The following is a 23909-nucleotide window of genomic DNA, read 5'->3' on the forward strand; positions in this document are numbered from 1 at the left end:
TGTAGCCCGCCGCCGAAAATGAAAAAGAGTTACGGGGAAAATGAAAAGCTATCGGCCCAGTAGTTTATCAAACTTGGTGGCACCGGAATCACTGAGTTTGATAAGCAAGTTAAACCGGCATTAAACCTCTATCTCATAGGTCGGTAAATCCGGCGCCTCTCCTGCCAGCTCCCCTCCCCTGTAAAATGCCTTCTTGCCGATGGCTACCCCGGTGCCCCGTACTGTGACCGTTCCACCCGCCAACGCGGTGAGAGTGGTGGTCGTGGTGCCTACTGCTGTCACGGTACCAACCTGCAAGGGATCAGCGCCCGGTACCAGCTCAAGGAATCGCTTAAACAGGTTCATACAAATCGCTCCACACTCAGTTGCTGGCGCACCGTCATGGCCCTGTTCTGCAGCGCAGCAGAGACCCTGACGCCCCGGTTGTAACCCTTCCAACCGTCCACGGCGAGCAGCGCACCCGGCAGGATCAAGCCGGTATCAGCTGACAACGGCAGTTCAATGGTCTGGGTACGCTTGGGCATAGTCTTGGCCAGCCCCACCACACCCTGGGCACGGGCGGCCGTCACATCACACACCAACGGGTGGGTGATGGTCGGCGCTTGTTGCTCGCCAGCCGTACCCTGGCGCACCACCCGCGCACTGATGCCCTGGTGGCCACCGCTGACCCAGATCCCGTTGGCGGCATGACCCGGCTGGAAGTCACTGCCCAGGGTGGTAATGATGGCGCGGGGGATCGCCACATCGGCCTCTGCAGTATCGAGCTGCCACGGCACCGTTGGATAACGTGGTTTGATGACCAGATGACGGTTGCGCTGGTGTGGCAGCACAAAGCCACCGGCCGCCTCGGCCAGGTACCTGACCACCTCGATCGGGGTCTGGTTATCCAGGCTAAAGAACCCGGCAGGCACCAACCAGTCAGCCGCTTGCCAATCCAGCGTCCAACCCACCGGCAATACGGCCGCAGCCAGCTGGGCCATGGTCGCGGCTGCACGCTCACTCACCGCCTGCGCCAATACATGAGTCGGCGACAAGTAAGCGGTGCGAGAGCGTCCCGTCAGCGTTGCCGACTCACGGCCAAAGCTCTGGCTCGATTGCCAGCCATCACACACGCAGTCCCATTGCTGCCTATTGATATGGATGCTGACCTCTTCCTCATCGGTCAGCGCAGCCGCCGCGATACGGGGGATTTGAGCGCTGAACTGCCACGCCCAGGAGTCGGTATCGAGTTCGATACTCACCGCAGTAGCTGGGATATCTAGCCCATCGCGTACCCGCACGATCTTTGCTGTATTGCTCACCAGATAAACCCTCCGGGTTGGAATGACAATTGCCGCATCACAGCCCTGCCAGACGAACTCCAGCTCTGCCGTGTCGCGCTTGCGACCGAACGCCAGCCGCAACACCCGCTTATCGGGGCGAATCGATGGTTTAGGTGGTTCTGGCGGCGGCATTTTGCCCTTGGGTGGCCACATGGCCTCGTCCCAGCCATCACGCCAGCCCTCTATCAGCGGCTTGCCGTGGTGCCAGGCTTGAGCGGCCACCCCTTTACCGATGGGGATGCCCTCTTGCCACTGGTCAGCCTGCCAAACCTGGTCAAAGCGCGGCGGGTTGGTGAACCCGACCAGGCGCCAGCTGCTGACCGGCGCCGCCTCAACCCACAGAGACTGATTCGCCACATGGCCAGCGGCCAGGCTGTCATAGCCCTGGCGGCTCTGCTGGCTGATCGGCAGCCCCTCGGCAAAGCGCTGTCGATTGGCCATGAACGTCTGGGGCATCTGCTCGCCCTGCTCGGCCACCTGCTGCTGATACGCGGCGGCCTGTTGCCACAGGGATCGGTTGGTTGCTCGCTCGTTGCCTGCCTTCTGCCATTCGCTACTGAGGGCCTGGTAATGGCTATCCGCCCGCTCCCAGGCATCCCCCATTGCACTGGCAGGGCCTCGGAATACGTTCTGGTCATACTCCCCGGCGAGCATCGGCACCGGGATGCGGGATGTGCTGGCAATGGTGCATTCAATGACGAACGTGCCTACCAGCTCCCCATGGCTATGGGTTTGGCTGGCAATCACCGCATCAAGTACCACAGAGCCGTCCAGCATCGCGCGGGAGCGATGCGGGGCGCCAGCCAATACCGATGCGAGTACCAGACCAGGTGACGCACTCAGGCGTGGCGGCAAGTTGGTACTATTCAGGATGCCGACCAGGCGCACCACGTCGGACTGGTTCAGCTCCAGCTGACCATTGATGCTGCGAGCCTTATGCAGCGCTAGGCTGGCATCCTTTCTGGCCATATGGTTCCCCGGTTACGGTTCAGTGATTGTGGCGGTATTGATGCGGATCAGCGCACCGACAAAAAACTCCGCTGCGGGCAGCTCCAGATCGGCGCCACTGCCCGGTACTCCGACATCGAGATCCGCCACAAAGGCCCCATCCCGGTCAACAATGCGCCCCCAGGTGGGGGCACCGCTGCCAGTGGCCATCTGCTCCGCCAGGGGTTTCAGGGTCAGCACCCCACCAGCGATCGTCTTGGCGCAAGGGTGGCTGAACGTCAGCACCACCAGAGCCAGCTGGTCAGTCGTGGCCGCCCCCGGTGCCGGTTTGGTGCCGGTGTAGATGGTCAGCTTGGCACTCGCCCCGCTGCCCGTATCAATGGCCGTGGCCAATAGCTGGGCGCGACTGGTGCGCAGCCCTTCGGCATAGGAGATCATGGTTATTTCCTCTTGATCGGGGCAAGCTGGGGGAATGATGCAGGTGCCCCCCCACCACCAGGCGGATAGGGTTTTGGCGCCTGATAGTCGGCAGCCACAGCGTTGTAGTCGGCGGGGCCATATGCCGGGTCATCCTGGGCGACCACCATATAACGGCGATTCAGCCACAGCAGATCGAACCGATAGACCCCATCCGATGCGCGGCTGTAGGTCTCGCCAACCAGCTCACCATCCTGGGTAAAGCAAAGAACCCGGCGCCGCACTCCCATCCCGCTGATGGTCACCGTACTTTCAATAAACCCCTGCTCCACGTTGCGCACCCCATCGCGGATCCAGAAATAGTCCCGACCCTTGCATAACAACTGCTGATTCATTGGTTGGTTAATCAATCGGCCAGCGACAAATGGTGGGGTTCCTTTCCACGCCACATCTTGCGGCACGAACTGAGCGCGAGCCTCCTGGTTGGCCACGGTGACGGTCATCGGGGTAGTGAACAGCACATAGGTAAACTCGACCTGTAGGGGTACGGACTCAAGCCCTATCTTTCGCAGGGTTTGCCCTGGTTGCAGCTCTATCCATATTTTTGCTTTCGGCGGCGCAATCATTTTGATTGAACGGACGAAAATCTTGGTCTGGTAGTAGCCAAACACCTGGCCGTTGATGGTCGTAAGGCCAAGATATGGTGCATCTGCGGGGCCCTCTGTCGTTACCCCGCCAACTGTCAGCGTTGCCTTGCCATTGAGATAGGCAAGCGTTGCAACCACTGCACCAGCCGCATCAAACAGCACCCCAGTTTGACCAGGCAAAATCCCCCTGGCCAAGGTGTAGGATGGCGCGATACCAGAGGCGACCAGGCCAACCCCTGGTTGGTGGACAATAGCGGCACCGGTTGGCAATACCAAGTCAGGCTGCAAAATGGCGTACTGCTCTGCCGTCAGCGCGGCAAAGTCACCGTTAAACCCTGATGGCGCACTGGCAATCCTCAGATAGCTTCCAGCTGAACAGCCTGACCCACCGGTATAGGTTTCAAAGGCCCGCATATTGGTAAAACGCAGAGTGGTGACAGATGCCATGGCGCAAACCAAGGTAAATGACGCATTGCGATTATCCAGGCCATCATCGGTATAAATCAGACTGGTGTCGGTAAAGGTCAGCTCACCATAGGTTGCAGGATATGGCCCACGCTGCGGAGCCTTGGTCAGACTTGCCAACGTCTTGCCGTACCATAAACCGCTGCGATAGTTACCGTCAGTTCTGGTACGAATAGCCCCAACCACATTGCCCACAGCATCCAGAAACTCCAGATCCATATCGCATAGATCATTTACCCAGCAGTTATTGTATGCCCCTAACTTAAAGCGATACCCCAGTGGCCGGAACTGGATAGAGCCACTCCATGTCCCTGTATCTGCGGAAGAGCTTCGGTTGAAGTTATACCGAAACAGACCAATATCCGCCGTGTCACCAAACCAGTCTGCCCACTCGGGGCCTGTGGTAGCCGTTACATCACAGGTGGCGTCATACGTGACTGTTCCCGCTTTGGAAACCATCAGCCACCCTTTTGACGGCAAGAAAGTCGCCATGACTTACCTCCATGGGCCGGTTAAGTCGAACCCCATCATGGTGACTTGCCCCCATGTGTAGTTGTTCTCCTCAAACCCTACCCGAATAAACCGCAATAACTTTCCTGGTATGGCTGGCAGGTCTTTGAAGTTTTTTCGATCCCAAGCCGCAACCGTAGCGAACGGGCACACCAACCCCGGCAAATAACCACGCAGATGGTTACCGGCCTCCATCACGATGGTGGGATCCGGGGTCACATAAATGCCGTTGTCAGGGCCATTGGGGATGTTCAACCCGTTACCAAACCGACCGAACAACCCTTTAAACCACCAGTTAATGGCACCAAACAGCTGATGATATGGGCGGGCGATAGCTCGACAGTTCGAGTTATCAAAATACGGATACTGATTACCCCAGCTAGTATTACCTCCTGACCCGCCAGCCCAGTTACGGCCAGCATCATCTGCTGCCGTGGTCGGATAGTGGTTAAGAACGGCGTGATAACGGTCACCGGGGCGAATAGAACGGATATAGCCAAAGCTATACATGAATTGCCAGTTACCAGCAGCATAAGCTGGCATGAAGTAAAACAACTGGCTATCACCCACAAGATCCCAGCGTTTATTTGAATAGCGCCCGGTACAGGGCCAACGGTGCTCAAAAATCGTGGTGTAGGTATTGATATCAACTACATCCTCAACCATCGCTACCTTGGCCAAACAGGCACCGTAGCTGGCACCGATCCAACCACTAAATGCCGTGTTGTCGATACGCAAGGAGACATTACCCGACTCGTTAACATTGGTAGGGCGCACGATAAAGGTTTTGCTGTCGCCGCTTTCAAAGGTCATCGTCCACCCCAACGGGGCAACCTTCATGGTCATGGCTGCGCCGCTGCCTGCTGCACCAGGGTTACCACCGTCAATCTCAAACCAGACCTGAGTGGCGGTGACCTGCATCACTCGATGCTCGCCGTTGTAGGCGGCAGGCGATACCCCCTCGACCAGGACAACTGAGTCTTGCAGATAAGCATGACCACCGGTAAAGGTCGCCACTGCCCACCCCTTGGCAACATCAAAGGCCAGTGCATTGATGGTCAGAGTGCCAAAGCCAGTAACTAGCACCGCCTTGAGCAAGGCAGCCAAAGTACCAGCAGTTGTGTCGCCCAGGTTTGGGGCCCCCTGCATTTCACTGGCGAACCACTTCACCGGATAAACAGCCATATATGTACTCTCCATGGCGGGGCGCGGTGCCCCATTGCCAAAAGGTGGTGGGGCGCTCTCTGAGAAAAGAGTGCCCTACCCGGTTTGTTAACGGTTGACGTTGCCCCTGAGCTGGGCCTCGAAACGGTCGGTATCTACCGCCGCCACCGACTGCAAGATGGTGCGGATAAACCAGATCGGGTAATTGGCGGCGTAGGTGTTGAACCGCAGCACGTTGCCCGCAGCCCACCCGGCGCCCCAGCCACGGCGGTCAAGCCTGAAATAGGGCTGGCCGTTGTTGGGGTTGATGGGTGAAAAGTCGGTATTCACGTCCCCCACCGCAATTTGGCCCACATGCTCGCCGACCAAAATAAACGTGGTGGAGGTCTGGAAGATGATGGCCCATCGCTCTTGCAGCGTCGCCCGGTTGGTCACCACGATCGGGAAGTCCGTATCGTTGTATTCCGCCGTGCAGGGGTCGCCAATCAGAAAATCAGACCAGTTATTTGTCCAGGTACGTTGGTCGAACAGCGCCCCATAACGGGCCCACAAGTCACCGATGATCAGGGCGCTGGAGACCAGGGTATCCGCCGCCTCATAGTTGTGGCTGAGGGGCCGAGCCAGGGTGATCCGGCCAGAAATCTCCACATCGGTGGCCAAGCTCATATCCTCGATCCGGTGAACCACGGTCAGCGGCTCTACATAGCCGGTCAGGTTCAGCGGGCTGGCCAAGGTCACCATCCCGCTGTTCATGTTGACGCTGTAAAGCTGCGGCGCCAGCTCCTTGCCGTTCTTGTCCTCCACCCGGCAATAGGCCAGCCGTTCGCGCCCGGTGTTGAGCTGCTGCCCCGCCTGTACACCCATAGGAAAGGCGCTGCGCTTGGTGGAATGCACCACCACGATGTAACCCTTGCGAATGAAGGGCACCCGGCCATCGGATGGCAGGCGCACCGGATCCAGCTTGATGAGATCCGCATCGAGCGGCAGATAGCTATAGACCACCGCATTAAACCGGATGGTGTCAGCCACCACCGACAAGGGGCGCCAGATCTTGCCATCGACCACCATATCCGGGTCGTACCAGGGTTTACCCTCGTTGCCCGCAGCCGTCACCAGGCGGCCAAAGCGCACCGATACCACCCCGGTCTGATAGTCCACCTTGCCGGTTACATCCTGGCTGGTGATGGTGCCATCGCCGTTGGCGGTCACCTCAAACCGGCGTCCGTCTGCGGTGTTGCCACTCAGGTAGAGGCTGGATGGGGCAATGGGTGCCCCCGGCGTCCTGAATGTCACCTCGTCCACCGTCTGGGCCACCAGGCTGGTGACCAACGAACTCAGGGCTGGCACGGGCACCGCGCCAGGGTTCCAGACCGTGACGGTCGCCTTGCCGGTGGCATAATCCAGTGTCCCGGCCTGCTCACCGGCCCCGGTGGCGGGGTCGATGTTGCGATAGAGGATCCCTTGCCTGTCCACATAGACAGACCCGCCCAGCGCAAAGCGCACTGAGTTGGCCAGGATCGCCTCGCCGTTGCGCGGGGTGATATCCAGCACCAGCGGGGTAGCCTTCACGGTGTCCTGGCCCGCTTGGCTTGCATTATTGCTGCGGTACTCCACCTCGACCCAACCACTGTCGTCCACCGGGAACAGGTAGGCGGCCTGCACATAGTAGATTTCCACCAGTGTCCAGCGCTGGCGGGCAATGGTGTTGCCGTGACCATCGCCATAGGTACCGATGGTGCGCCACTCATAGCGGGTTTTCGGAATGCCGCCCTGGCCATCCGGCTTGATGGTGATCTGGCCGGTGGTGTAGTTGACGCTGCCCCGTTCAACCCCTGCCGCATCCAGTAGCTTGCCCGCGCCGTTGTCGCGCACACTGATGATCGGGTCACGGGTAGCGATCACCAGTTCGGTGTCGTCCTTCACTTCCTCATAAAGGGCATTCCAGCGCAGCGAGACCATTCGGGGGGTCAGGTTTTGCTTGGCCAGCTGCATGGTGATCGTCCCGTCCGGGTTGCGGGCCGGGTAGTCAAAGCGTTGGGTGTCCGGGTCGCCGTACTGGTAAACAACCTGGTACTCCTGACCGCCATCGGGCAGGGTCGCTACCCGCAGGGCCAGATCGCCGGTCACATAATTGATGGTGCCGGTGGCATCCCCGGTCAGCTGACCCGCCCCGTTGTCGATGGCGGTTTTGGTCGCACCACCGGCTTGCCAGGTCAGGGTCAGGCTGTTGGGGGTGATCCCCTCATGGGCCAACTTATGGGCCAGCTGCACCGGATCCAGCACCATGCTGGCGCGGTTGAGGTAAGAGACCTTGGTACCCCAGCTGAACATGATCGCGCTGTTCACATCCGGCAGCGCCCCCAGGGTCAACACCACAGAGCCGGTGGTGAAGTTGAGCAGGCCAGAGCCATAGGATTTGTCCTGGCCAAACAACTCCCCGCGCCCGTTATCTTTCAGGTCGTACCATTTGCCCTGGGCCAGATAGCTGACGGTCAGCGAACCAGGGCAAGGGGTGGGCAGCAGGGTCGCGGTGTAGGCATAGCCCCGGTTGTTGGCGGCGATCTGGATCTGGGCCGTGTCAGCAATGCGCGATGGCATCACTGCCGGGCGAAAACTCACGGTTTTGCTGGCCGCGCCATAGTTCGGGCACTGGCTGTTGAAGGTCAGCAGGCCGCGCCCGTAGTCGATAGCCCCCACCACGGTACCGACCAGGAACAGCTCGCCGCCCTTGTCGGTGATCACCGCCGCACCGATGGTGACCGATACGCTGCCCGGCATGGCACCAATCCCTAGGAACAGCCCTTGACTAGGGCTGACCGGTGAGGTGGTGGTGAAGGTGTGGGGACTGCCCACCCCGGATTCCAGCAGGGCGCCCAGCTCACCGGCAGCGGTCAGATCCACCACCGGGGTTTCACTGCGGGCACTGGGTACCAGCTGGGTGAAAATGGTCTTGGCCTGCACCCGCATTGCCCCCAGCGCCGCATCCGCGACCAGCTTGGTGGTCGAAAAGTAGTTGGCGGCATCGGCCACCACGGTTTCCCGCAGGGTGGTCTTGGTGGTTGCCTGGTCATAAGGGCTGGGCTGCTCCCCTTCAAAGGTGTGGCGCAGCGGGTCAGTGATCACGCAGGTGACCACGTTGCGGGTGAACTCGCCCTGATAGCCAGCCACCCCGAACTTGCGCAGCTCGGCGGTTACCCGGTCAACCCGTACATACTGCTCAACCTCGTTCCCCTTCCCTTCGTTGCCGACCAGTACCAGCACCTCCCCAACCTCCGGCAACCGTACCTCTACCCGTTGCAGGATGCGGATCGCCCGCTGCCCTTCCAGCTGGGTATCGTAGAGCACCCCTTGCCACTTCGGGCCTCTGGCCTGATAGCGTTCCAGGGTGTTGCGGGCGTTGCCTCTGGTGTCGTTGTGGTCTTTGGTGGTCATCAGCGTCAGGTTGACGCTGGGGTCACTGGGCGGCAGCAGCACCATGGCATTGGCGCCATAGTAGGTGTCGGTGTCGTCCGTCTGCACCGCCAGAAACGCCTTGCGCATATTCACGGTGCCATAGGCCCGATCCATGTCGCTGACATCAGGGAACAGACTGTTATGGTTGCCGCTGATGATCTCGCGGCCAGTGATGCGACCACCGCCGTCATCGGTATCAACCAGGCGCTGGCTGGCCAACAACACGATATCGCCAGATAGAATGGTCATGGGGTTACCTCTGTGAGATTCAGGGTCAAGGCATAGGGGTCGCCCCCTTCCGGGTCGGCCATCTCGATCAGTGGCATGGCCACCACACCAGGGCGGCGCCACACCACGGTGCGAGCCAGGCCATCGAGCAGGGTCAACGTCATCAGCCGGGCCACCTGAGCCTCCAGCACCTTGATCTCCAGCACCTTGGCGCGGGAGCAATGCCCGCTCAGGGTCAGCGGTCGTCCCTCGGGCTTGGCGGTCTCCTCCACCAACAGGGCGCCGCTCAGGGTCGGGGTCACCACCTGCTCGACCGGCGCCCACTCGAACTCGTCGCGCCAGACCAGATCATCTGGTAGCAGCACGCTGTTTAAGGTCACGTTCATTGCCGCAGTCCTTGCTGTTTAAGAAGGGAAATCAGGGCATTCGCATTGGCCTCATCCGCCTGCAGTTCGGCCGAACCCCCTGCCCCTTTGAGCTCGATGGTGATCCGCTCGGACAACAGCCTGCGTGTCCCTGGGGTGTTGGTGCTGGGGGTAGATGGCGCGACAGCCGGGGCCGGTGGCTGGGCGGCGGCCTGATTGGTTTTGGCACTCTCTTTGGCCAACGCTTTGTTGAGCTCCTCTTTGAGGCGAGCCTGCATCGCCTCCATCTCTTTTTGGAACTTCTCGCCGTAATACTTGCTCCACTCGCTGTAGGCCGGAATATCCTTGACCTTCTGGCTGTAGCGGGCCAGTTCCTCCTCCACCCCGGCCAGGGTATTGGCCAGCCCCTCGGCATTACCGCGCAGGCTATTGATATCCACGCTCTTGTAGTAGAAAGAACCGGCGTTCACGGTACGGGTGATATCGCCTCGACCTCCGCCCCCGCCGCTACTGGCAAGGCTGGCATTGGTCTGCTTGGCTTCATCCTGTACCCCTTTAAGCCCCGCCCGCATCGCATCGGTGGCGCCTTTGGCCCGTGCGGCGGCCTCATCAAAACCATCACCAATGGCCGCGACGGCCTGCTTGGTATCGCCACTCCCCCCTTTCACCTTGGCCATGGCATCGGCTGCGATGGCCATCGACCGCGCCAGCGCATCCCCGGTGATCTTGCCCTGGGCGGCAAGTTGCTTCTGACGCGCGATCAACGCATCGATCTCGGCGGTGGTCTTGGCGCTGTTGTAGGCACTGGCCAGCGCCTCCTCGATGGCGGCGCTACTGGCCCCCGTGTGCGCCACCAATACATCCAGGGCGCCGATGGTCTTCTGAAAGCCCGCACCGATACGGCCATTGGCCCGTTCGAAGTCCAGCCCCAACGCCTCAAACGCCTTGGCCAACTGGGCCGGGCCATCGGCGGCGGTTTGCTTGGCCACCGCATTGATCTCGGCCAGATAATCACGGGAACTCTTGGCCTCATCACCCAGCGCTTTAACGGCTGCGGCGCCTTGTCGCCAGCTTCCAGTGGCCTCGTCGTAATGCACCTTGCCCTCGGCGACTAGGCGATCGAGATCCGCCATGCTGGTGATGGCAAACCCCAGCTCCGTTGACAGGGCGGCAAACTGACCATTGAGGCGGGCCTGAGTCTCGGAGCGCAGCCCCTGCGCCTCCCGGAGTGCCAGCTCAGCCTGCACCAGCTGGCGCAGGGCAGAGGCAAACTGGGTGATCTGGATGATGGACTCGACCGCCATGGCGGCCAGCAGCCCCTTAACGGCAGCGCCCAGTGCCCTGACCCCAATGGCAGCTCCTGCTGCTGCCGTGCCCGCTGTCGTCATGCCGCCTGCTGCTGTCGCGGTCGCCGCGGGTATGGCAATAAACTGGGCGTAGAGGCTGCGCAGATCACCAATCCAACCCGCGATTTTCAGGCCGACCCAAGCCTGAGCCAGCACGGTCAGCGCGGTGCGCCACTCATAGAGGGTCTGGATCAGTGACTTGAGGGTTTCCCCCATGGTGATAAAGCCATCGGAGAGGCGCTTGGCCCACTCCTGCAGGCGGCCATCCCTGGCCATCGCCTCAAATTCGGCATTAAGGTTGGCCAGCTGGTTTTTGAGCCAGGCCAGCGCCCCGTTCTCGGCCACCATCCGGTAAAACTTGGCGAGGTTGTCCTGGGCATTGGAGATAAGCCCGGAGAGCAGGCTCATGTTGTCGGCAGCCGCACCGCGCGATTGGGCTGCAATCTCGTTCATCAGGGCAGAGATGGTCTCGCGGCCCAGCTTGCCCGCCTCAGAGAGCTTCTGCAGCTCGGCAGTATTCTTGCCCGTCACCTGCTCCAGCATCTGCCAGACCGGCACGCCTCGCTCAATCAGCTGCAGGATCTCCTCACCCTGCAGCTTCTGCTTGGCCCAGGCTTGGCCAAGGGCCAGGGAGATGCCCTGCACCTCTTCAAAACCGCCGCCCAACTTGAACGCCTGATCGACAATGCCCTGCATGGCCCCCGCCATGGGGTCGATGCCGAACGCCTTGAGGCGCACGAATACCTGGGTGACTTCACTAAGCTGCAGGGGGGTGTTTTTGGCAAAGTCCTGGATCCAGGCTGACGCCTCTTTGCCACCTGCAATCGACCCCATCACAGCCTTGAGCTGCACATCGAGGCGCTCTGCCTGATCGCCGGTCTGGAACATGGCGAGCAATTGGGTAGTCAGGGTCTGGATACCGAACCAGGTACCCGCCAGCGCCACCAGGCGCCCGGTCAGACTGCCGATGGCCCCCTGCAAGCTACCGGCCTGCTGACTGCCGTGGCTAAACTCGCGCCCCAGCCGTTCGGTCTGGGCGACACTCTTGGTCAGCTCACGCTGCAGGCGCTGCTGTTCCTGGGCAAGGTTCTTGGTATCGAGCCCGGACTGCTTGAGCCCTGCATGCAGGCGGGTATGACTGGCTGACTGAGCGACCAGCTGGCGCTCCAGCTGCTTGACCTCGGAAGTCAGCAACCGCTCTTGTTCGGCCAGCGCCTTGGCATCACCGGCGCCTGCTTGGCTGGAGCGGCGCAACTGCTCCAGCTTGTCACGGCTGAGCACGGTCGCCAGTTCGAGCTGGGTCAGGGCGGCCTTTGAGTCATTGAACTGCTGGATCAACGCCTGCTGGCGACTTAACGCTTCGAGGGTTTGCGCCAGTTGCGCCGTTTCGGCGGCCGTCTCATCCGAGATCGGGCCCAGCTCCTGCACCTCACCCACCAAGGCGGCCAGGTCTTCCCGGCCGGTGACCTTGGCAGCCAGCTCCAAGGCTAGTTTCAGGGTGGTAGAGGTGGACATGGGGCATTCCGATCAGATTCAGATATGCCCTATTGTGAAGAAATGGCAGAATAGGAGGGTTTATGGCTAATTACTGAGAATTAATGAGGGAATAATGAAGCTGATAGATAATATGTCGCTTAAAACGAAATGCTATCTTGGTGGACTCACAGCTGCAGGGCTGCTGACTCCTTTCATTTTCTACTTTTATATTTTCGGTCCCCAGTCAGGCTATAGCCTCGCTCGTAATGATCAAGCATGGGCTAACTTTGGCAGTTTTATTGGAGGCACTCTCGGCCCACTACTCTCTGCTTGCGCTTTCTACGGCGTTTGGGCCACTTATAAAGTACAGCGAGAACAACTGACCATAGCTAAAAACCAAGGCATTTTAGATGAGCTGCAGCGCTTAATTAGCAATCAGCATCAAACTATAGAACTTATGTTACAACAATTAGTGTACTGTTCTTTTCCTTTGGAAGACACACGGAAGATGACAATCCAAGAATACCTTTTAATGTTTATGAACTTAAAGTCAAAAACAAATGAAAGCCTTAGTCCTATCAGAGCAAATAATATAACCCATCGACTTAGCTGCATGGATGATGTTTTTCCATACAGAGAAATAAAAGAGATCACGAAGATACTAATAAATACAGATGAGATTTATGAGGAATATCTCTCATGCGGAGGGTCATCGAAAGTACTAAAATTCTATGTCAAAGAACATCGACTACTAATTGACTGTATCATTTCAACCACGAAGTTCGCTGATGATTTATTGTCACTAAAAAAACGGCAAAATGAATTTTTATAAATATTGAAAAATACGCCCCCAATATGTTACCAGATGCATAGACAGCAACTAAAAAAATGATATATTACATTTATGACTTTATATCAACTGGCACTTTTAAAACTCTATAATAAATCTGGAGTCTATCTATATGGATTATTCAGCCCTCATCGCATTCACTACCTTCATTGCTGGGGTTCTTTTGAACCCAGTAATAAAAAAGTGGGATTATTTATTAAACACCAAACAACACAATGAACGCCTATACATAGAGATTGAGGATTGCTGTTCATATCTCGAAAATATAATAATAAGTCATTTTGATTTTTTGTATCATTTGGAAAAAAACAAAAATGAGAATGGTTTGATTAACTTAAGCAATCCGATAGTAGTGCCTCTGGTTGAAAAATATGACACTCAATTCATTCATACTTTTTACTGCGAAGCATTAAAAATGCTTAATCCAGCGCAAAGAAACACTATCAAAATAATTGATGGTTCTGTCCTAATGTTGGTTGAACAGTCAGAGTCTTTGCGTAGAGACATTCAAGATGAATGTTATTACAACACTCGTTCTATCAGGAATATAATATCTAAATCGTGCTATGTATATTACCACTTGCATAGAATGAAAATTGAGAAGGAACGTTATACTGGTAGTTCATCACTAAATTCTTTTGATTCAACAAAGCACGTGCTGCTTGCCTTTGGCTATTCAATGGAGTCCATTGAGATTGCGAACCCTCTTAAGACAATGTTGTCTAAGGAACAAATAGATACCCTATCAAAAGCAAGTAATCAAACTCACTCTATTTCAGGTTAAGGCTATAGATACTATTAATTGATAGATATCATAGAAATCTCGAGACAATATAAAATAGCATGACGGCGGGCTCCTCCCGCCGCTTTCCGTTCTCTTTGTCTCTAATCTACGGCTAACAACCTTCCCACTTTTACAAGTTAACTGTCATTTCTGACAGTGGCAAGTTGGCCTAGACGGTCAAAACTTAGATTTACTTGTGTTGAAAGGTATGGGCGGAATGCATCAATTTGGCATCTGGCATGAAGGGGGGCACCACACCATACAAGGGCTGCCAATCCTGAAACATCTACTGCGCTCACTCCATGGCGATGTGATGGTGCGCTATGTGTGTCGTGCCGATACGCCTTGCACCCTGTTTCTGACCATCAAGGATGGCGTGCCATATCAGAAATTTAAGGAAGGCACTCCGCCGCTGGACTGGCAGTGGTTAGAGCAATCCATCTTGCCCCTTTCTGCCTCATCTCAACCACTGGTCATGATTAAGCGACTGGCATTACGCTAAGCCTAAGCCCCTTCTTATCTGATCACATCAGCCAACTGTTCCCAATCGCGAGATCCAAGGTAAGCTTAGACTTTTGGAGCTGAGCATGAGGTATTCCTGTCAGGTAAAGATATACCTTATTATAAATAAATGGCAAAATGGATAGGTTTATGCTGAATCACGAATAAAAGGTCCGACATGGTAAAAATTGCATTCAGAGCTCTCATTTGGCTAACTCTTTTACTTCTACTTGTAATGATAGTTTTTTTTCCTCTTCACTTTTACTATTCGGAGTTTGGCCTTTTATCAAAGTATAGCTTTCAGAATAACCAAACATGGGGAAATTTCGGCAGCTTCATTGGAGGAACAGTCGGCTCTGCCCTATCATTTTTCACTGTCATTGGAGTCCTGTACACTTACAATTTACAGCAAAAACAACTGGATATTGCTAATTCACAGAAGAAGCTAGGGGAACTACAGCCCTTACTGAACTCTACTACACTAAGAATAGATGCCATACTAGACAAAGATGTCGACGACATAATCCATAATATTATTCCTTGTGAAAAGAACAGGAAGATATGGAGTGTATATTTTTGCTTGATGTATTTTGGCGGCAATCGAAGTGGCAAAGTCACCCAGAATGAAATTGATGCTATAAAATCAAATCTTAAAATTGAGATTGCTGTTTTATGCCAAGAAGCCGAGAACTTGTCTTATTTGATAGAAAAGGTAGAACTTATCACTAAAGATGAAACAACTCGTGAATTTTACAACTTTAGATATGGTCGAGCATTTAAAAACATGTACGATACCAACTGTGATATTCTCGAGAGAACGATATATATCTTTGGACTAGATAGAGATCAATAAAACATCAAGCTTCTGACCAATGACTATGAACGATATGAAAAACGGCGGGCCTCCCCGCCGTTTTTCATTCCCCTTCCCCACCCCAATCATCACACCGTCACCGGCCGATCCACATAGAAGGGGGCGGTCTCGCCATCCACGGCCAGCAACTCCCCTTCCAGCTCGATCTCGATGGGCTTGTCGCTCATAAAGTCCACCGCCTTCTTGGGGGACAAGCTGGCACGGGGCACCGTCAGTTTGATGGCCTCGCCGCTGACGATACTGCGGCCATCGAGCAGCAGCCGCGCCTTGATCTCCGGCTGGATGTTGCCCGCGATGCGGGTACCGGTCACCGCGTTATAGGTACCGCTGACCGTCAGGCTGCCGCCATCTGCCACCGAGCTCCCCTTGATCGCCCGTACCAGCCCGAGCGCATAGTTGACCTCGATATCGGTACCCACCACCAGCGCCGTGGCCCCTTCCTTGATGGCCAGACCGGTTGCGGCAATATTGCTTTTGCCCAGCTGGGCCCACTTCGGCCAGGCGGGCAGGGTCACCGGCAGATCGGTAAGCGTCCCGGCCCCCTGATTTATGGGGCTCTCCAGACCCATAAAGGCGGCAGCCAGCAGCACGGGCGGGATCTCGGTGGTCTTGATGGTGACCATGGCGGGCTTGGGAATGTGGTAGTTCTCCCGCGCCTGACCGTATTGCCCCTTGCGCTTGCTGGGAATGGAGATCTTCTGGCTGTCGGGTTTCACTTCCAGGCTATCCACATCAATGGGGCCAATCACCCCGCCCGAGACCCCGTTGGTAAAGGTCTCGATAAAGAGATCCCCTTCCAGGTGCAGTGTTTCGCTCATCATCGCTCTCCTTTGAATTTCACTCGGGTAGTAAAGGCAAGCGGCAAATAAGCCGCACCGCCGCTGTAACTGGGTTTGACCGGTGGGGTGACCCGGCGAAAGGTACTGTCACCACATGCTCGCCCACTGACGGCCTGCAGGATGCGGGCAAGCCACACTCCGGCACTGACCTCCTTGGGGCTGGCACGATGCACAAGCACCAGCAACCAGAGTTGATCAAAGCTGCTGGCCCGGCCTGACTGGGAGCCTTCGCTCTCACGTTCGCCCTGATAGACCACATGCACCGCCGGGCTGTGCTGGCCCAGATTGGCGATGGCCGCCACATCGGTGGCCACAAACACATCCTTGAGCCCCTTGGCGATCAGGGGGGCCAGCAGCTCACGCAGCCGCTCGCCCGCCTGCAGGTAGTCGAGTTCGGTACCAGACTGGTTGGCGGGCTGGCTCATAGAAAGCCCCCCTTGTCGCGCCCCTGACTTCGGCCAAAGATGCGCCCATCCGACTGCAGTTGAGCCAGGTTCTGGCTCTCCAGGGTGGCCCCATCAGATGCCAACCCCAGCGCCAGCTCCCCCTTGCCAACCAATTTCAAAAAGGCCAGAGCCGCCTCGTTGCGCTTGGCTATCTGCTCCGGTGCCTGTTCACCATAGAGACGGTGACGGGCGATATCGGCGCAGATAGGTACCAGGGCACTCGGGATATGGGCCAGCGGCAAGGGATAGCGACCCGCCAGATAGCCATCGATCAAGGCACCTGCATCCTGCAGGGCGAGGCGCAAGGCCACCTCGTCCAGCTCACCGGTCGGCGTCATACTCAAGCGCAGCAACTCAGCCTCGCCAAAGCGGATCACCATGTCATTGACGCTGGCGTACATATCACTGCTCTCCGTTCTGGCCAGATGACGGCTCATCCTTGACCGGGTATTGCACGTCGGTCGCGGCGATCGCTGTCACCAGCTCTGCCTTCTTGAGCTTGGCCGCATCCGGGATACCCATCTGCACCGCCAGATCGCGCAGCTCATCGACCTTCATCTCGGCCAGCGGCGTGACCTTGCCAGCCAAGGTGGCAACCCCTGCCAGATAGCCCGAACCGGTCAGGACGCCCAGTGTTGCGTCCAGATCCCCAGGCGCCGATGGTGCATCACCTGCCTGAAGGCTGGTGTCTTCAGCCAACCGGACGACCACCAGACGCGGGTCGTTCTCCAGGGTCGCGCACTGCTCAGGCGACACAACCATCTCAGACTTGCCCGGTACAATCGGCAGGCCCGCGCGAAAATAGACCTGACGAACTGTTGACCCTGTTTGGCAATAAATCCCCACTCGAATAGCCAGTTCCATCTCTTGTTCCATCTCATGTTTTCCTCGTCGTATCTGATAGAGAGGCTGTTTAAACCGGGGGTTAAACAGTGCCTGGCAGCTGTTTAACCCCGCTTTAAACAGGCATAACGCAGGGTTAGAGGTAGTCAGCCACCACCAGCTCCAACTTGCCTTTCAGCTCGTTGCTGCTGCTGTTCGACAGCTCTCGCTCCAGCATCTGGGTAGCCAGCTTCTCAAGGGAGGGGTGTACCACCAACATGGTGGCCTTCACCCCGAGCTTGCGGCCGCCATCAGCCTGAAACTCCCGCATTTTGGAGAAGGAATCCCACAGGTTGTCGGGGGTCAGCGCCCGCTTGTTGGCAAAGGCCAGCTGCCAGAAGCCAAAGCCTGCGGCATCACGGCAATCGACCCCGTAACGGAACTCCTTGCGGGTAAACACCGCTTCGTCATCGATCTTGGTCATGGCAATCAGCTGCGGTGACTTGCGATCCTGGAAGATGACCGGCTTGAGGGCGCGGCTGGTATCGAGCAGGAACCAGGGCTCCCCCTGATAACCGGCATCCACCACCACGTTGGCAGTCAAGACAGGGGTACCGGTGCCATCGGCCTTGGGATAGACCGGGTGATCGGTGTCGAAGAAATACTGGCCGTCATAGCAAGGCGTGGTGAAGCCAGCACCGAGCAGACCGAAACAGAGCTCATCGGGGTGAATGCCCGCCGAACGGCCCATCTCGGCAAACATCGGCGCGTAGATACCCAGCTCGTCATCTTCGATATCGTTGCGATCGACCGCCACGGTGGCCTCGAAGTCTTCGTTTACGATCTGGTAACCGTGCGCCTTCATCGACTCGATCACCCGATCACCGACCCACTTGCGCAGACTGGGGAACTTGCCCAGCCAGCCATAGGTGTTGGACTTGGTGGTCGATTTGATCACGGTGGCGATCTTGGTGTACTGGGCAGGTGCTTCACCCTTGGCGTCTTCAAAGTTCTTCTTGAAGCCGGTGAAGAGGGCCTGCAACAGCGCGGGAGTAACAATGGCCATACGGGTGTTCCTTCTCTGGTTAAACAGGTTGGTCTGGCGGTCGCGTTCGTCCGATTACGCCGCTACGCGGCTAAGCGAATCTACCGGCCTTTTGCCTTGGCAAACTCTTCATAGGAAATGCCGAGCTGATCGGCGGCATACTTGTCATCCGCCGAGAGCACTGCCTCTCCCTTCTTCTCGGGCAGGGTCACCTGGGTGGTCTGGCTGGCGGCCAGGGCGGCAATCGCCGGACGGGGCTCCAGCAACGCCTTGAGGGCAGCCACCCCTTTCTGGGCGGCATAGGCGGTCAAATACTCCTCTTCTGCTGCCACCACCTTGCCCTGGGTACGGGCTTCCTTGATCAAGGTCGCGGCATCCGTGGTCTCAACCTTGGCGCTCAAGGTGGCGACTTCCGTCACCAGGGCGTTATAGGTCTCCACCGGTACATACTTGGCCAGGTCAATCTGGCCACCCTGCCCTGTGGCGACGGTCGCCTTGAGCGCAGCCAGCGATGCCTTCTCGGCAGAGAGTGCCGCCTCCAGCTCCGGCGCGCTCGCAGCGCTGGCCTGCAGGGTATCCAGAGCTGCCAGAGCGGCAGTCCCCTGCTCGGCGGTAAACTGGCCATCGGCACCCGGCTGGATGCCGAGTTTGCCGAGCAGCGCGATCAGGTGTTCGTTCATGGATTTCTCCTGTTGTGCAACATGGGATGAGGTGGCCAGCTGGCCGGGTTGGATAGACATATGGCTTGAAACGGGTAACGCACTCAAAGCGGCAAGCGCCTGCATGCCCACCACACCGGGGTCATTGGTAATGGCTGTCATCCGCAGTTCCAGCGGGCGGCCCTGAGCGTCATAGGGGAAGACGGCAGAAAGGAATCGATACTCTTTGGCAGCCACCAGGGCGGCAGCCCGCTCCGTCCAGCGCGGCTTAATAAAGAGCCCCTGCCCTTCGCGCCATACAATCTCGTCGGCGTTGTACCAACCGGCCGCAGGGGCTGGCTGGCCGTTCTGGTCAGTCTTGAGGGTCTGGTGGTCGTAATCGATCAGGATGTCTTGCCCGAGCGCTTTGGCACGGGCAATCAGGGCTGCAGCGATCTGCCCGTCCAGTTGCCAGTGACCACTCGCCACATCGAACGGACGACCATCACGGGCCTTGAACGGGCCGACAGGCAGCAGCTGGTACCAGCCATCGCCTTGGGGGGTGAGCTGCGCATCGAGCACCGCCAGCCGCTCCCCGCTGACAGGGTTGGCTTGGAGGATAGCCACGAAAGGCGCTGAGTATGGGGTCTTGGATATGTTCATGCCGCCATAGTGCGGCGGCATGAAGGGGGATGGGGTTTATGGTAGATTAATGCTGTAAACTCTAGCTCTTATATAACCAGCTGAGGATGAAACAATGAGTAATTGCTATATATGTAACACTGAGCTGGCCGGTAAGAATGTAACTGAAGAACATATTATATTGAATGCATGTGGGGGAAAACTTACATCCAAGGATTTAATATGTGTCAAGTGCAATTCTACCTTAGGTGAGAGGTATGATGCGACTCTAGCATCACAACTCTTATTTTTATCTAATTCGTTCAATGTAAAAAGACATAGAAAGACTGTCCCTAATATTGTCGCAACAGATATAAACACTGGAATAGCCTATAATATCAGGCCCGGTGGTTACCCTGAGCTAAAAGTACCAAAAATCAAAATAGAGAATTCTGACAAGGAAGTGACTATAAATGTCAACGCTAAAGACAAGAAGCAACTAGAACAAGTGCTTTCTGGCCTCCAAAGAAAATACCCACAAATCAATACAGCAATGCTTGAATCAAAAATAAAAAAAGAATCAGTGTATCTTAATGACTCTCTTCGGATTAGTTCTAGCGTAGGGGGAGATGATACCTTCAGAGCAGTATGCAAAGCAGCAATAAATTTCTATATACATTCTGGTGGTGAACGTTCATTTATACAACACCTTCTTGGTTACATAATTGGAAATGATGAAGTGGATTGTGTATTTAACTATCCATCAGATATGGTCATGGGGTCACTATCAGAATATGAGATAGCACATTTGATTCATTTACGAGGCTGCCCTCAGACAAGATTACTATACTGTTATATAGAATATTTTAGTGCTCACTGTTTTTTGATTATATTAAATGATAATTACACTGGAACTGCTCTCAACAAAACATATAGTCACAATATTGTTACAGACTTGGAGGAAAGCAAAGACATTCCATTATTAATTGACAGAGATACGATTCCAGCATCGTGTGAACTTGACGATGCAACTGTTTGCAAAATTCGTGAGCGACTTATAAGAGCAAATTCGATATCAAGTATACTTCAGAATAAGAAACACTTTGACGATTTAATAAAATCAGCCACAAATGAATTTTTTAGCATGTATCCTGAAGGTGCTATTTTGACGGAAGAAATCAGAGACTCTTTGGTAACATCTATTATGAAAAGATTGATACCTTATTACCTTAGACATCTTCAAATACCATTTCCTGTCCAATACTACAATGATGAACAATCAACCGATTAGTGTTTAATGGTGTTTAAATCTCTCTCAAATGCAGCTAAAGCATGTGCCCCACCTAGTGGGATGGGGCAGCTATCCAAAACGTCTACACCTTAGCCTTGTCAGCTAGTGACTTCACTATGATATCAACGGGACTGTTAAAGGAGGTTTCGGCAATCATGCCGGTCTGAGAAGTTCGGAACAAAGCTTCCAATGCCAGATGGCGATCCTGATCGGACTTGAGCTTGCCTTCATTAAGCAAGGCTAAGTAAGTTTTAACCATAGTGACCCGTTCCTCCGCCTCAAGGCTAAGATGGGAATAGGTGTTGAATTGACGTAATGCAACTCTGATAATAACAGCCATCAGGGTGACTACAAGAGCGGCTCCTGTAGTGTTAAATACCAGATGCTCCATGCCACTACTTATCACAGGAGTAACAGATTGGAGTTTATTAACACCTGCTGTGCCAGCCTCCCCCACATCAGCCAACTTTGCAGATATACCAATAATACCTCCTTTTGCATAGTATTTTGCCAATAAATAAAAGGTAGCCCCCACAGATCCTCCAATTCCAAAAACAAACCATATGAAAGCTTTTCTATTATTTCTGGTTTTTTTTGAATTCCAGTAAGTTACTGAAGCATCTAAATCGATCTGCTCATGGTATGCAGCTGCTGCTTGGCTTATATCCAGTTTGGACTCATCGAAGATTTTCTTTGCAAAAACCCTAGTTTTATTAATTCCTGACAAGCATCTATAGCTCCATCTTTTTATTTTTTCTTTTGTTTTTTTGTGGAGTAGTTCATGCTTGTTAACTATTTCAGAGAGTTTATTGCTATAGTCCTCTACTGATTGGGAGAGATCTTTTTCCACTGATTCTAATGTAGACATAAATTGTCTATGTGAATTTTCAACAGAGCTTATATATGAAGAAACTTGGTTTATACAAAGTTTATTGCCAAATGAAAGAACCAAACTAACTGCAAATGAATTTTGAGTAGAGAATATTTTCATCATTTCCGCACAATGACTGTTACGCTGACATTCCGTTGACAATCCATTATGGGTTAGATCCGTGATATGAATCAGCGCAAACATGGCAATTATATGACCATATTCACTCTCTAGGGACTTAACAAACTCCCCTTCAGGGGTGAATGAGTAAATAGGCAACCATTGATGTTGCCTATTTACCAATATATCCCACTGACTTTTAGCATTACCATCATTAATTTCTATCAATAAATTGTTAATACAATAAGACCTCACGAAGTCTTGCAGATGGTTCAATGGATAATCAAATCTTCTATCTGTCCATTTCCAGAATTCTCTCTCCCCTCTAATGAAATCGTTATATTGGTCAATTGATGAAAATACTTTCTCACCTCTTCCATTACCTAGCGGAACAGAAATTTTAGTATCAATACTTTGTTCGCTCATCATGCACCAGCCTCAATCGAATTCTGGATATGATGACATTGGCACTAGCTAGATCTCAATCCTTTTCAATCAGTTATGAGATACCCCTCCAGCGTCTCCAACACGCTCTTTTTATCCCCTTCTGACAGCCCCAGAGCGCGGCGCTCTGGCAGGTTGATCTCTGGGCGCCCGAACTGGTGGGCCGCGCCATATTCAAGCGGGGTACCGAAGTAGAGAGAGCGGGGATCGGGCTGGGCAGCCAGCAATTCTGGCAACGCGCTGACCGCAGCCACACCGTTCCCCTGCTCCAGTGCAGCGAGCCGTGCCAGCAAGCTGGCCAGATAGTCGCTAGCCTCCACCAACCCCACCATATTGAGCACACTCTCGTTATTTGCCATCTGATTCCCCCTGCTGCTTGTTGTGCCAGTGCTTGTATCCTGCGCCCAATGAAAATTGGGCAGCCAGGTCAAATATCACGGTTTATCAACTTTTATCATTAAATCATCAATGGTATAAGATTATGAATTAGCTAACATTTCTCTCGTCATCACACACACAAGGGAGAATGTTATGACCAAGCAATCAAACCACAATGCCGATATCAGCAACCCCAACAAAGGCTCGAACGGTACGAACCATACCTATGACCGTAATCAGGGGAACCGTGGCTGGCAATTGAATCCGCAGACCCCGAAAAGCGGCGGCAAAAAGTAAGCAAGAGGCACCGGGGGGCTCAGTCCCCCCTTATCTGGATCCTTATGACACAGAACGAGCAATCCACCGGCGCCAAGCGCCCTTTTAAACAGACTCGGGCCCTTATCCGGCTTGCTCTCAACGATGGTCTTACGCAAAAAGAGATCGCCGCACTTTGCCGAACCCAGCAATCTATTGTCAGCGCGTGGGCAAAAGGGACGAAACTGGCCAATGAGGGGCAACTGACCGAATTGCTGACCCGCTATGGCCATACGCTGCGCCGCCAATCCTTTCGCCTCTATTGGTCTATCGATGATGAAACCAAGACGAAGAAATTTTATCGGGTTGAGGGCAAGGTGATTTTCCAGCACATCTTCTACAACCTGCGGCGCGATGCCCGCAGCGGAAAACAGCACAAGATCAACCCGGAAGAGCGCCTGATTGTGCATCACCAAGGGCAGGATACCTTTCGAATAGTTTTTCAAGCGCGCATTCAATTTAACGATGGGCTGTTACTCGATAGCCATCAGGATGATTCGATTTGGTTCTCATCCATTTCTCCCCCACTAACTTGCAAACAACTGGTGGGCCACCTTGATAAGGCCAGCGCTGAAATAGCGTCCACATGGCCTAGCGATGCTCACACTGTCCCCTTTCTGATCCGCCAAGCCCTGCTGCAACACGGCTTTCAGGTGGAAGGGATTGAGGAGTTCCCGGCACAGTGGTAGCCTCACCGGACACCCAAACAGGTGTCAGAGCACCTTAACG

The 23909-nt window shown here is 54.9% G+C and carries 23 protein-coding genes; 7 read left to right on the forward strand and 16 right to left on the reverse strand.

All coding sequences use genetic code 11. The features are described 5' to 3' along the window. Positions 1–120: 120 nt before the first annotated feature. The 8 genes from AB5Y76_RS17800 to AB5Y76_RS17835 all read right to left on the reverse strand — a co-directional run bounded on the left by AB5Y76_RS17800 (position 121) and on the right by AB5Y76_RS17835 (position 12380). On the reverse strand, positions 121–345 hold the full coding sequence (locus AB5Y76_RS17800) for a hypothetical protein (RefSeq protein WP_111900168.1): 225 nt from the start codon (positions 343–345) through the stop codon (positions 121–123). After that, a complete protein-coding gene (locus AB5Y76_RS17805; RefSeq protein WP_368177771.1) occupies positions 342–2291 on the reverse strand; it encodes a hypothetical protein in 1950 nt (649 codons plus the stop codon). Before AB5Y76_RS17805 ends, AB5Y76_RS17800 begins: the two co-directional genes overlap by 4 nt. A 12-nt stretch (positions 2292–2303) precedes the next feature. Further along, positions 2304–2708 carry a hypothetical protein gene (locus AB5Y76_RS17810; protein ID WP_368177772.1) on the reverse strand — a complete coding sequence of 135 codons (405 nt, stop codon included), beginning with the start codon at positions 2706–2708 and terminating at the stop codon, positions 2304–2306. A 2-nt stretch (positions 2709–2710) separates the two neighbouring features. After that, complete coding sequence (locus AB5Y76_RS17815) at positions 2711–4291, reverse strand: hypothetical protein (RefSeq protein WP_368177773.1); 1581 nt, start codon at positions 4289–4291, stop codon at positions 2711–2713. A 3-nt stretch (positions 4292–4294) separates the two neighbouring features. Then, entirely contained in the window at positions 4295–5494 is a 1200-nt protein-coding gene (locus tag AB5Y76_RS17820) for a hypothetical protein (RefSeq protein WP_368177774.1), read from the reverse strand. Between the two features lie 87 nt (positions 5495–5581). Next, positions 5582–9175 (reverse strand): curculin (mannose-binding) lectin protein, encoded by a 3594-nt coding sequence (locus tag AB5Y76_RS17825; protein ID WP_368177775.1) that lies wholly within the window; start codon positions 9173–9175, stop codon positions 5582–5584. Beyond that, positions 9172–9540: a hypothetical protein gene (locus tag AB5Y76_RS17830; RefSeq protein ID WP_016350137.1), complete on the reverse strand. Its 369-nt coding sequence runs from the start codon at positions 9538–9540 to the stop codon at positions 9172–9174. The genes AB5Y76_RS17825 and AB5Y76_RS17830 overlap by 4 nt, the downstream gene beginning before the upstream one ends. After that, complete coding sequence (locus tag AB5Y76_RS17835) at positions 9537–12380, reverse strand: tape measure protein (protein WP_368177776.1); 2844 nt, start codon at positions 12378–12380, stop codon at positions 9537–9539. Before AB5Y76_RS17835 ends, AB5Y76_RS17830 begins: the two co-directional genes overlap by 4 nt. A 94-nt stretch (positions 12381–12474) precedes the next feature. Here AB5Y76_RS17835 and AB5Y76_RS17840 point away from each other — a divergent pair, with 94 nt between their 5' ends. From AB5Y76_RS17840 to AB5Y76_RS17855, 4 genes are all read left to right on the forward strand, one after another. After that, a complete protein-coding gene (locus AB5Y76_RS17840; RefSeq protein WP_368177777.1) occupies positions 12475–13173 on the forward strand; it encodes a hypothetical protein in 699 nt (232 codons plus the stop codon). 130 nt (positions 13174–13303) lie between these two features. Then, positions 13304–13975: a hypothetical protein gene (locus AB5Y76_RS17845; protein WP_139747531.1), complete on the forward strand. Its 672-nt coding sequence runs from the start codon at positions 13304–13306 to the stop codon at positions 13973–13975. 217 nt (positions 13976–14192) lie between these two features. Continuing rightward, complete coding sequence (locus AB5Y76_RS17850; protein WP_368177778.1) at positions 14193–14477, forward strand: hypothetical protein; 285 nt, start codon at positions 14193–14195, stop codon at positions 14475–14477. A 177-nt stretch (positions 14478–14654) separates the two neighbouring features. Further along, positions 14655–15329 carry a hypothetical protein gene (locus AB5Y76_RS17855; RefSeq protein WP_368177779.1) on the forward strand — a complete coding sequence of 225 codons (675 nt, stop codon included), beginning with the start codon at positions 14655–14657 and terminating at the stop codon, positions 15327–15329. An 89-nt stretch (positions 15330–15418) separates the two neighbouring features. Here the strand turns inward: AB5Y76_RS17855 and AB5Y76_RS17860 are convergent, their stop codons facing one another. From AB5Y76_RS17860 to AB5Y76_RS17885, 6 genes are all read right to left on the reverse strand, one after another. Further along, positions 15419–16168, reverse strand: coding sequence for a hypothetical protein (locus AB5Y76_RS17860; RefSeq protein ID WP_368177801.1), 750 nt, complete (start codon positions 16166–16168; stop codon positions 15419–15421). Then, positions 16168–16614 (reverse strand): hypothetical protein, encoded by a 447-nt coding sequence (locus AB5Y76_RS17865; protein ID WP_368177780.1) that lies wholly within the window; start codon positions 16612–16614, stop codon positions 16168–16170. Before AB5Y76_RS17865 ends, AB5Y76_RS17860 begins: the two co-directional genes overlap by 1 nt. Continuing rightward, complete coding sequence (locus tag AB5Y76_RS17870; RefSeq protein ID WP_368177781.1) at positions 16611–17036, reverse strand: gp436 family protein; 426 nt, start codon at positions 17034–17036, stop codon at positions 16611–16613. The genes AB5Y76_RS17865 and AB5Y76_RS17870 overlap by 4 nt, the downstream gene beginning before the upstream one ends. Before the next feature lies 1 nt (position 17037). Next, entirely contained in the window at positions 17038–17511 is a 474-nt protein-coding gene (locus tag AB5Y76_RS17875) for a Rho termination factor N-terminal domain-containing protein (protein WP_368177782.1), read from the reverse strand. Between the two features lie 103 nt (positions 17512–17614). Further along, positions 17615–18523: a Mu-like prophage major head subunit gpT family protein gene (locus AB5Y76_RS17880; RefSeq protein ID WP_368177783.1), complete on the reverse strand. Its 909-nt coding sequence runs from the start codon at positions 18521–18523 to the stop codon at positions 17615–17617. An 80-nt stretch (positions 18524–18603) separates the two neighbouring features. Beyond that, positions 18604–19824, reverse strand: a complete 1221-nt coding sequence (locus AB5Y76_RS17885; RefSeq protein ID WP_368177784.1) for a phage protease — start codon at positions 19822–19824, stop codon at positions 18604–18606. Between the two features lie 73 nt (positions 19825–19897). On the opposite strand from AB5Y76_RS17885, the gene AB5Y76_RS17890 reads away from it, so the two are divergent. Then, positions 19898–21052: an HNH endonuclease gene (locus AB5Y76_RS17890; protein ID WP_368177785.1), complete on the forward strand. Its 1155-nt coding sequence runs from the start codon at positions 19898–19900 to the stop codon at positions 21050–21052. Positions 21053–21134: 82 nt separating this feature from the next. Here the strand turns inward: AB5Y76_RS17890 and AB5Y76_RS17895 are convergent, their stop codons facing one another. Then, positions 21135–22472, reverse strand: coding sequence for a DUF6161 domain-containing protein (locus AB5Y76_RS17895; RefSeq protein ID WP_148610706.1), 1338 nt, complete (start codon positions 22470–22472; stop codon positions 21135–21137). 62 nt (positions 22473–22534) lie between these two features. Further along, positions 22535–22846 carry a phage virion morphogenesis protein gene (locus tag AB5Y76_RS17900; protein WP_368177786.1) on the reverse strand — a complete coding sequence of 104 codons (312 nt, stop codon included), beginning with the start codon at positions 22844–22846 and terminating at the stop codon, positions 22535–22537. A 172-nt stretch (positions 22847–23018) separates the two neighbouring features. On the opposite strand from AB5Y76_RS17900, the gene AB5Y76_RS17905 reads away from it, so the two are divergent. Beyond that, the gene (locus AB5Y76_RS17905) at positions 23019–23162 is read left to right on the forward strand and encodes a hypothetical protein (protein ID WP_335838131.1); all 144 of its coding nucleotides are present in this window, start codon (positions 23019–23021) and stop codon (positions 23160–23162) included. 44 nt (positions 23163–23206) lie between these two features. Further along, a complete protein-coding gene (locus AB5Y76_RS17910; protein WP_335838130.1) occupies positions 23207–23869 on the forward strand; it encodes a hypothetical protein in 663 nt (220 codons plus the stop codon). The last annotated feature ends 40 nt before the right edge of the window (positions 23870–23909 follow it).

Origin of the sequence: Aeromonas sp. R1-2 (assembly GCF_040908505.1) — a bacterium.
Classification (GTDB): domain Bacteria; phylum Pseudomonadota; class Gammaproteobacteria; order Enterobacterales; family Aeromonadaceae; genus Aeromonas; species Aeromonas veronii.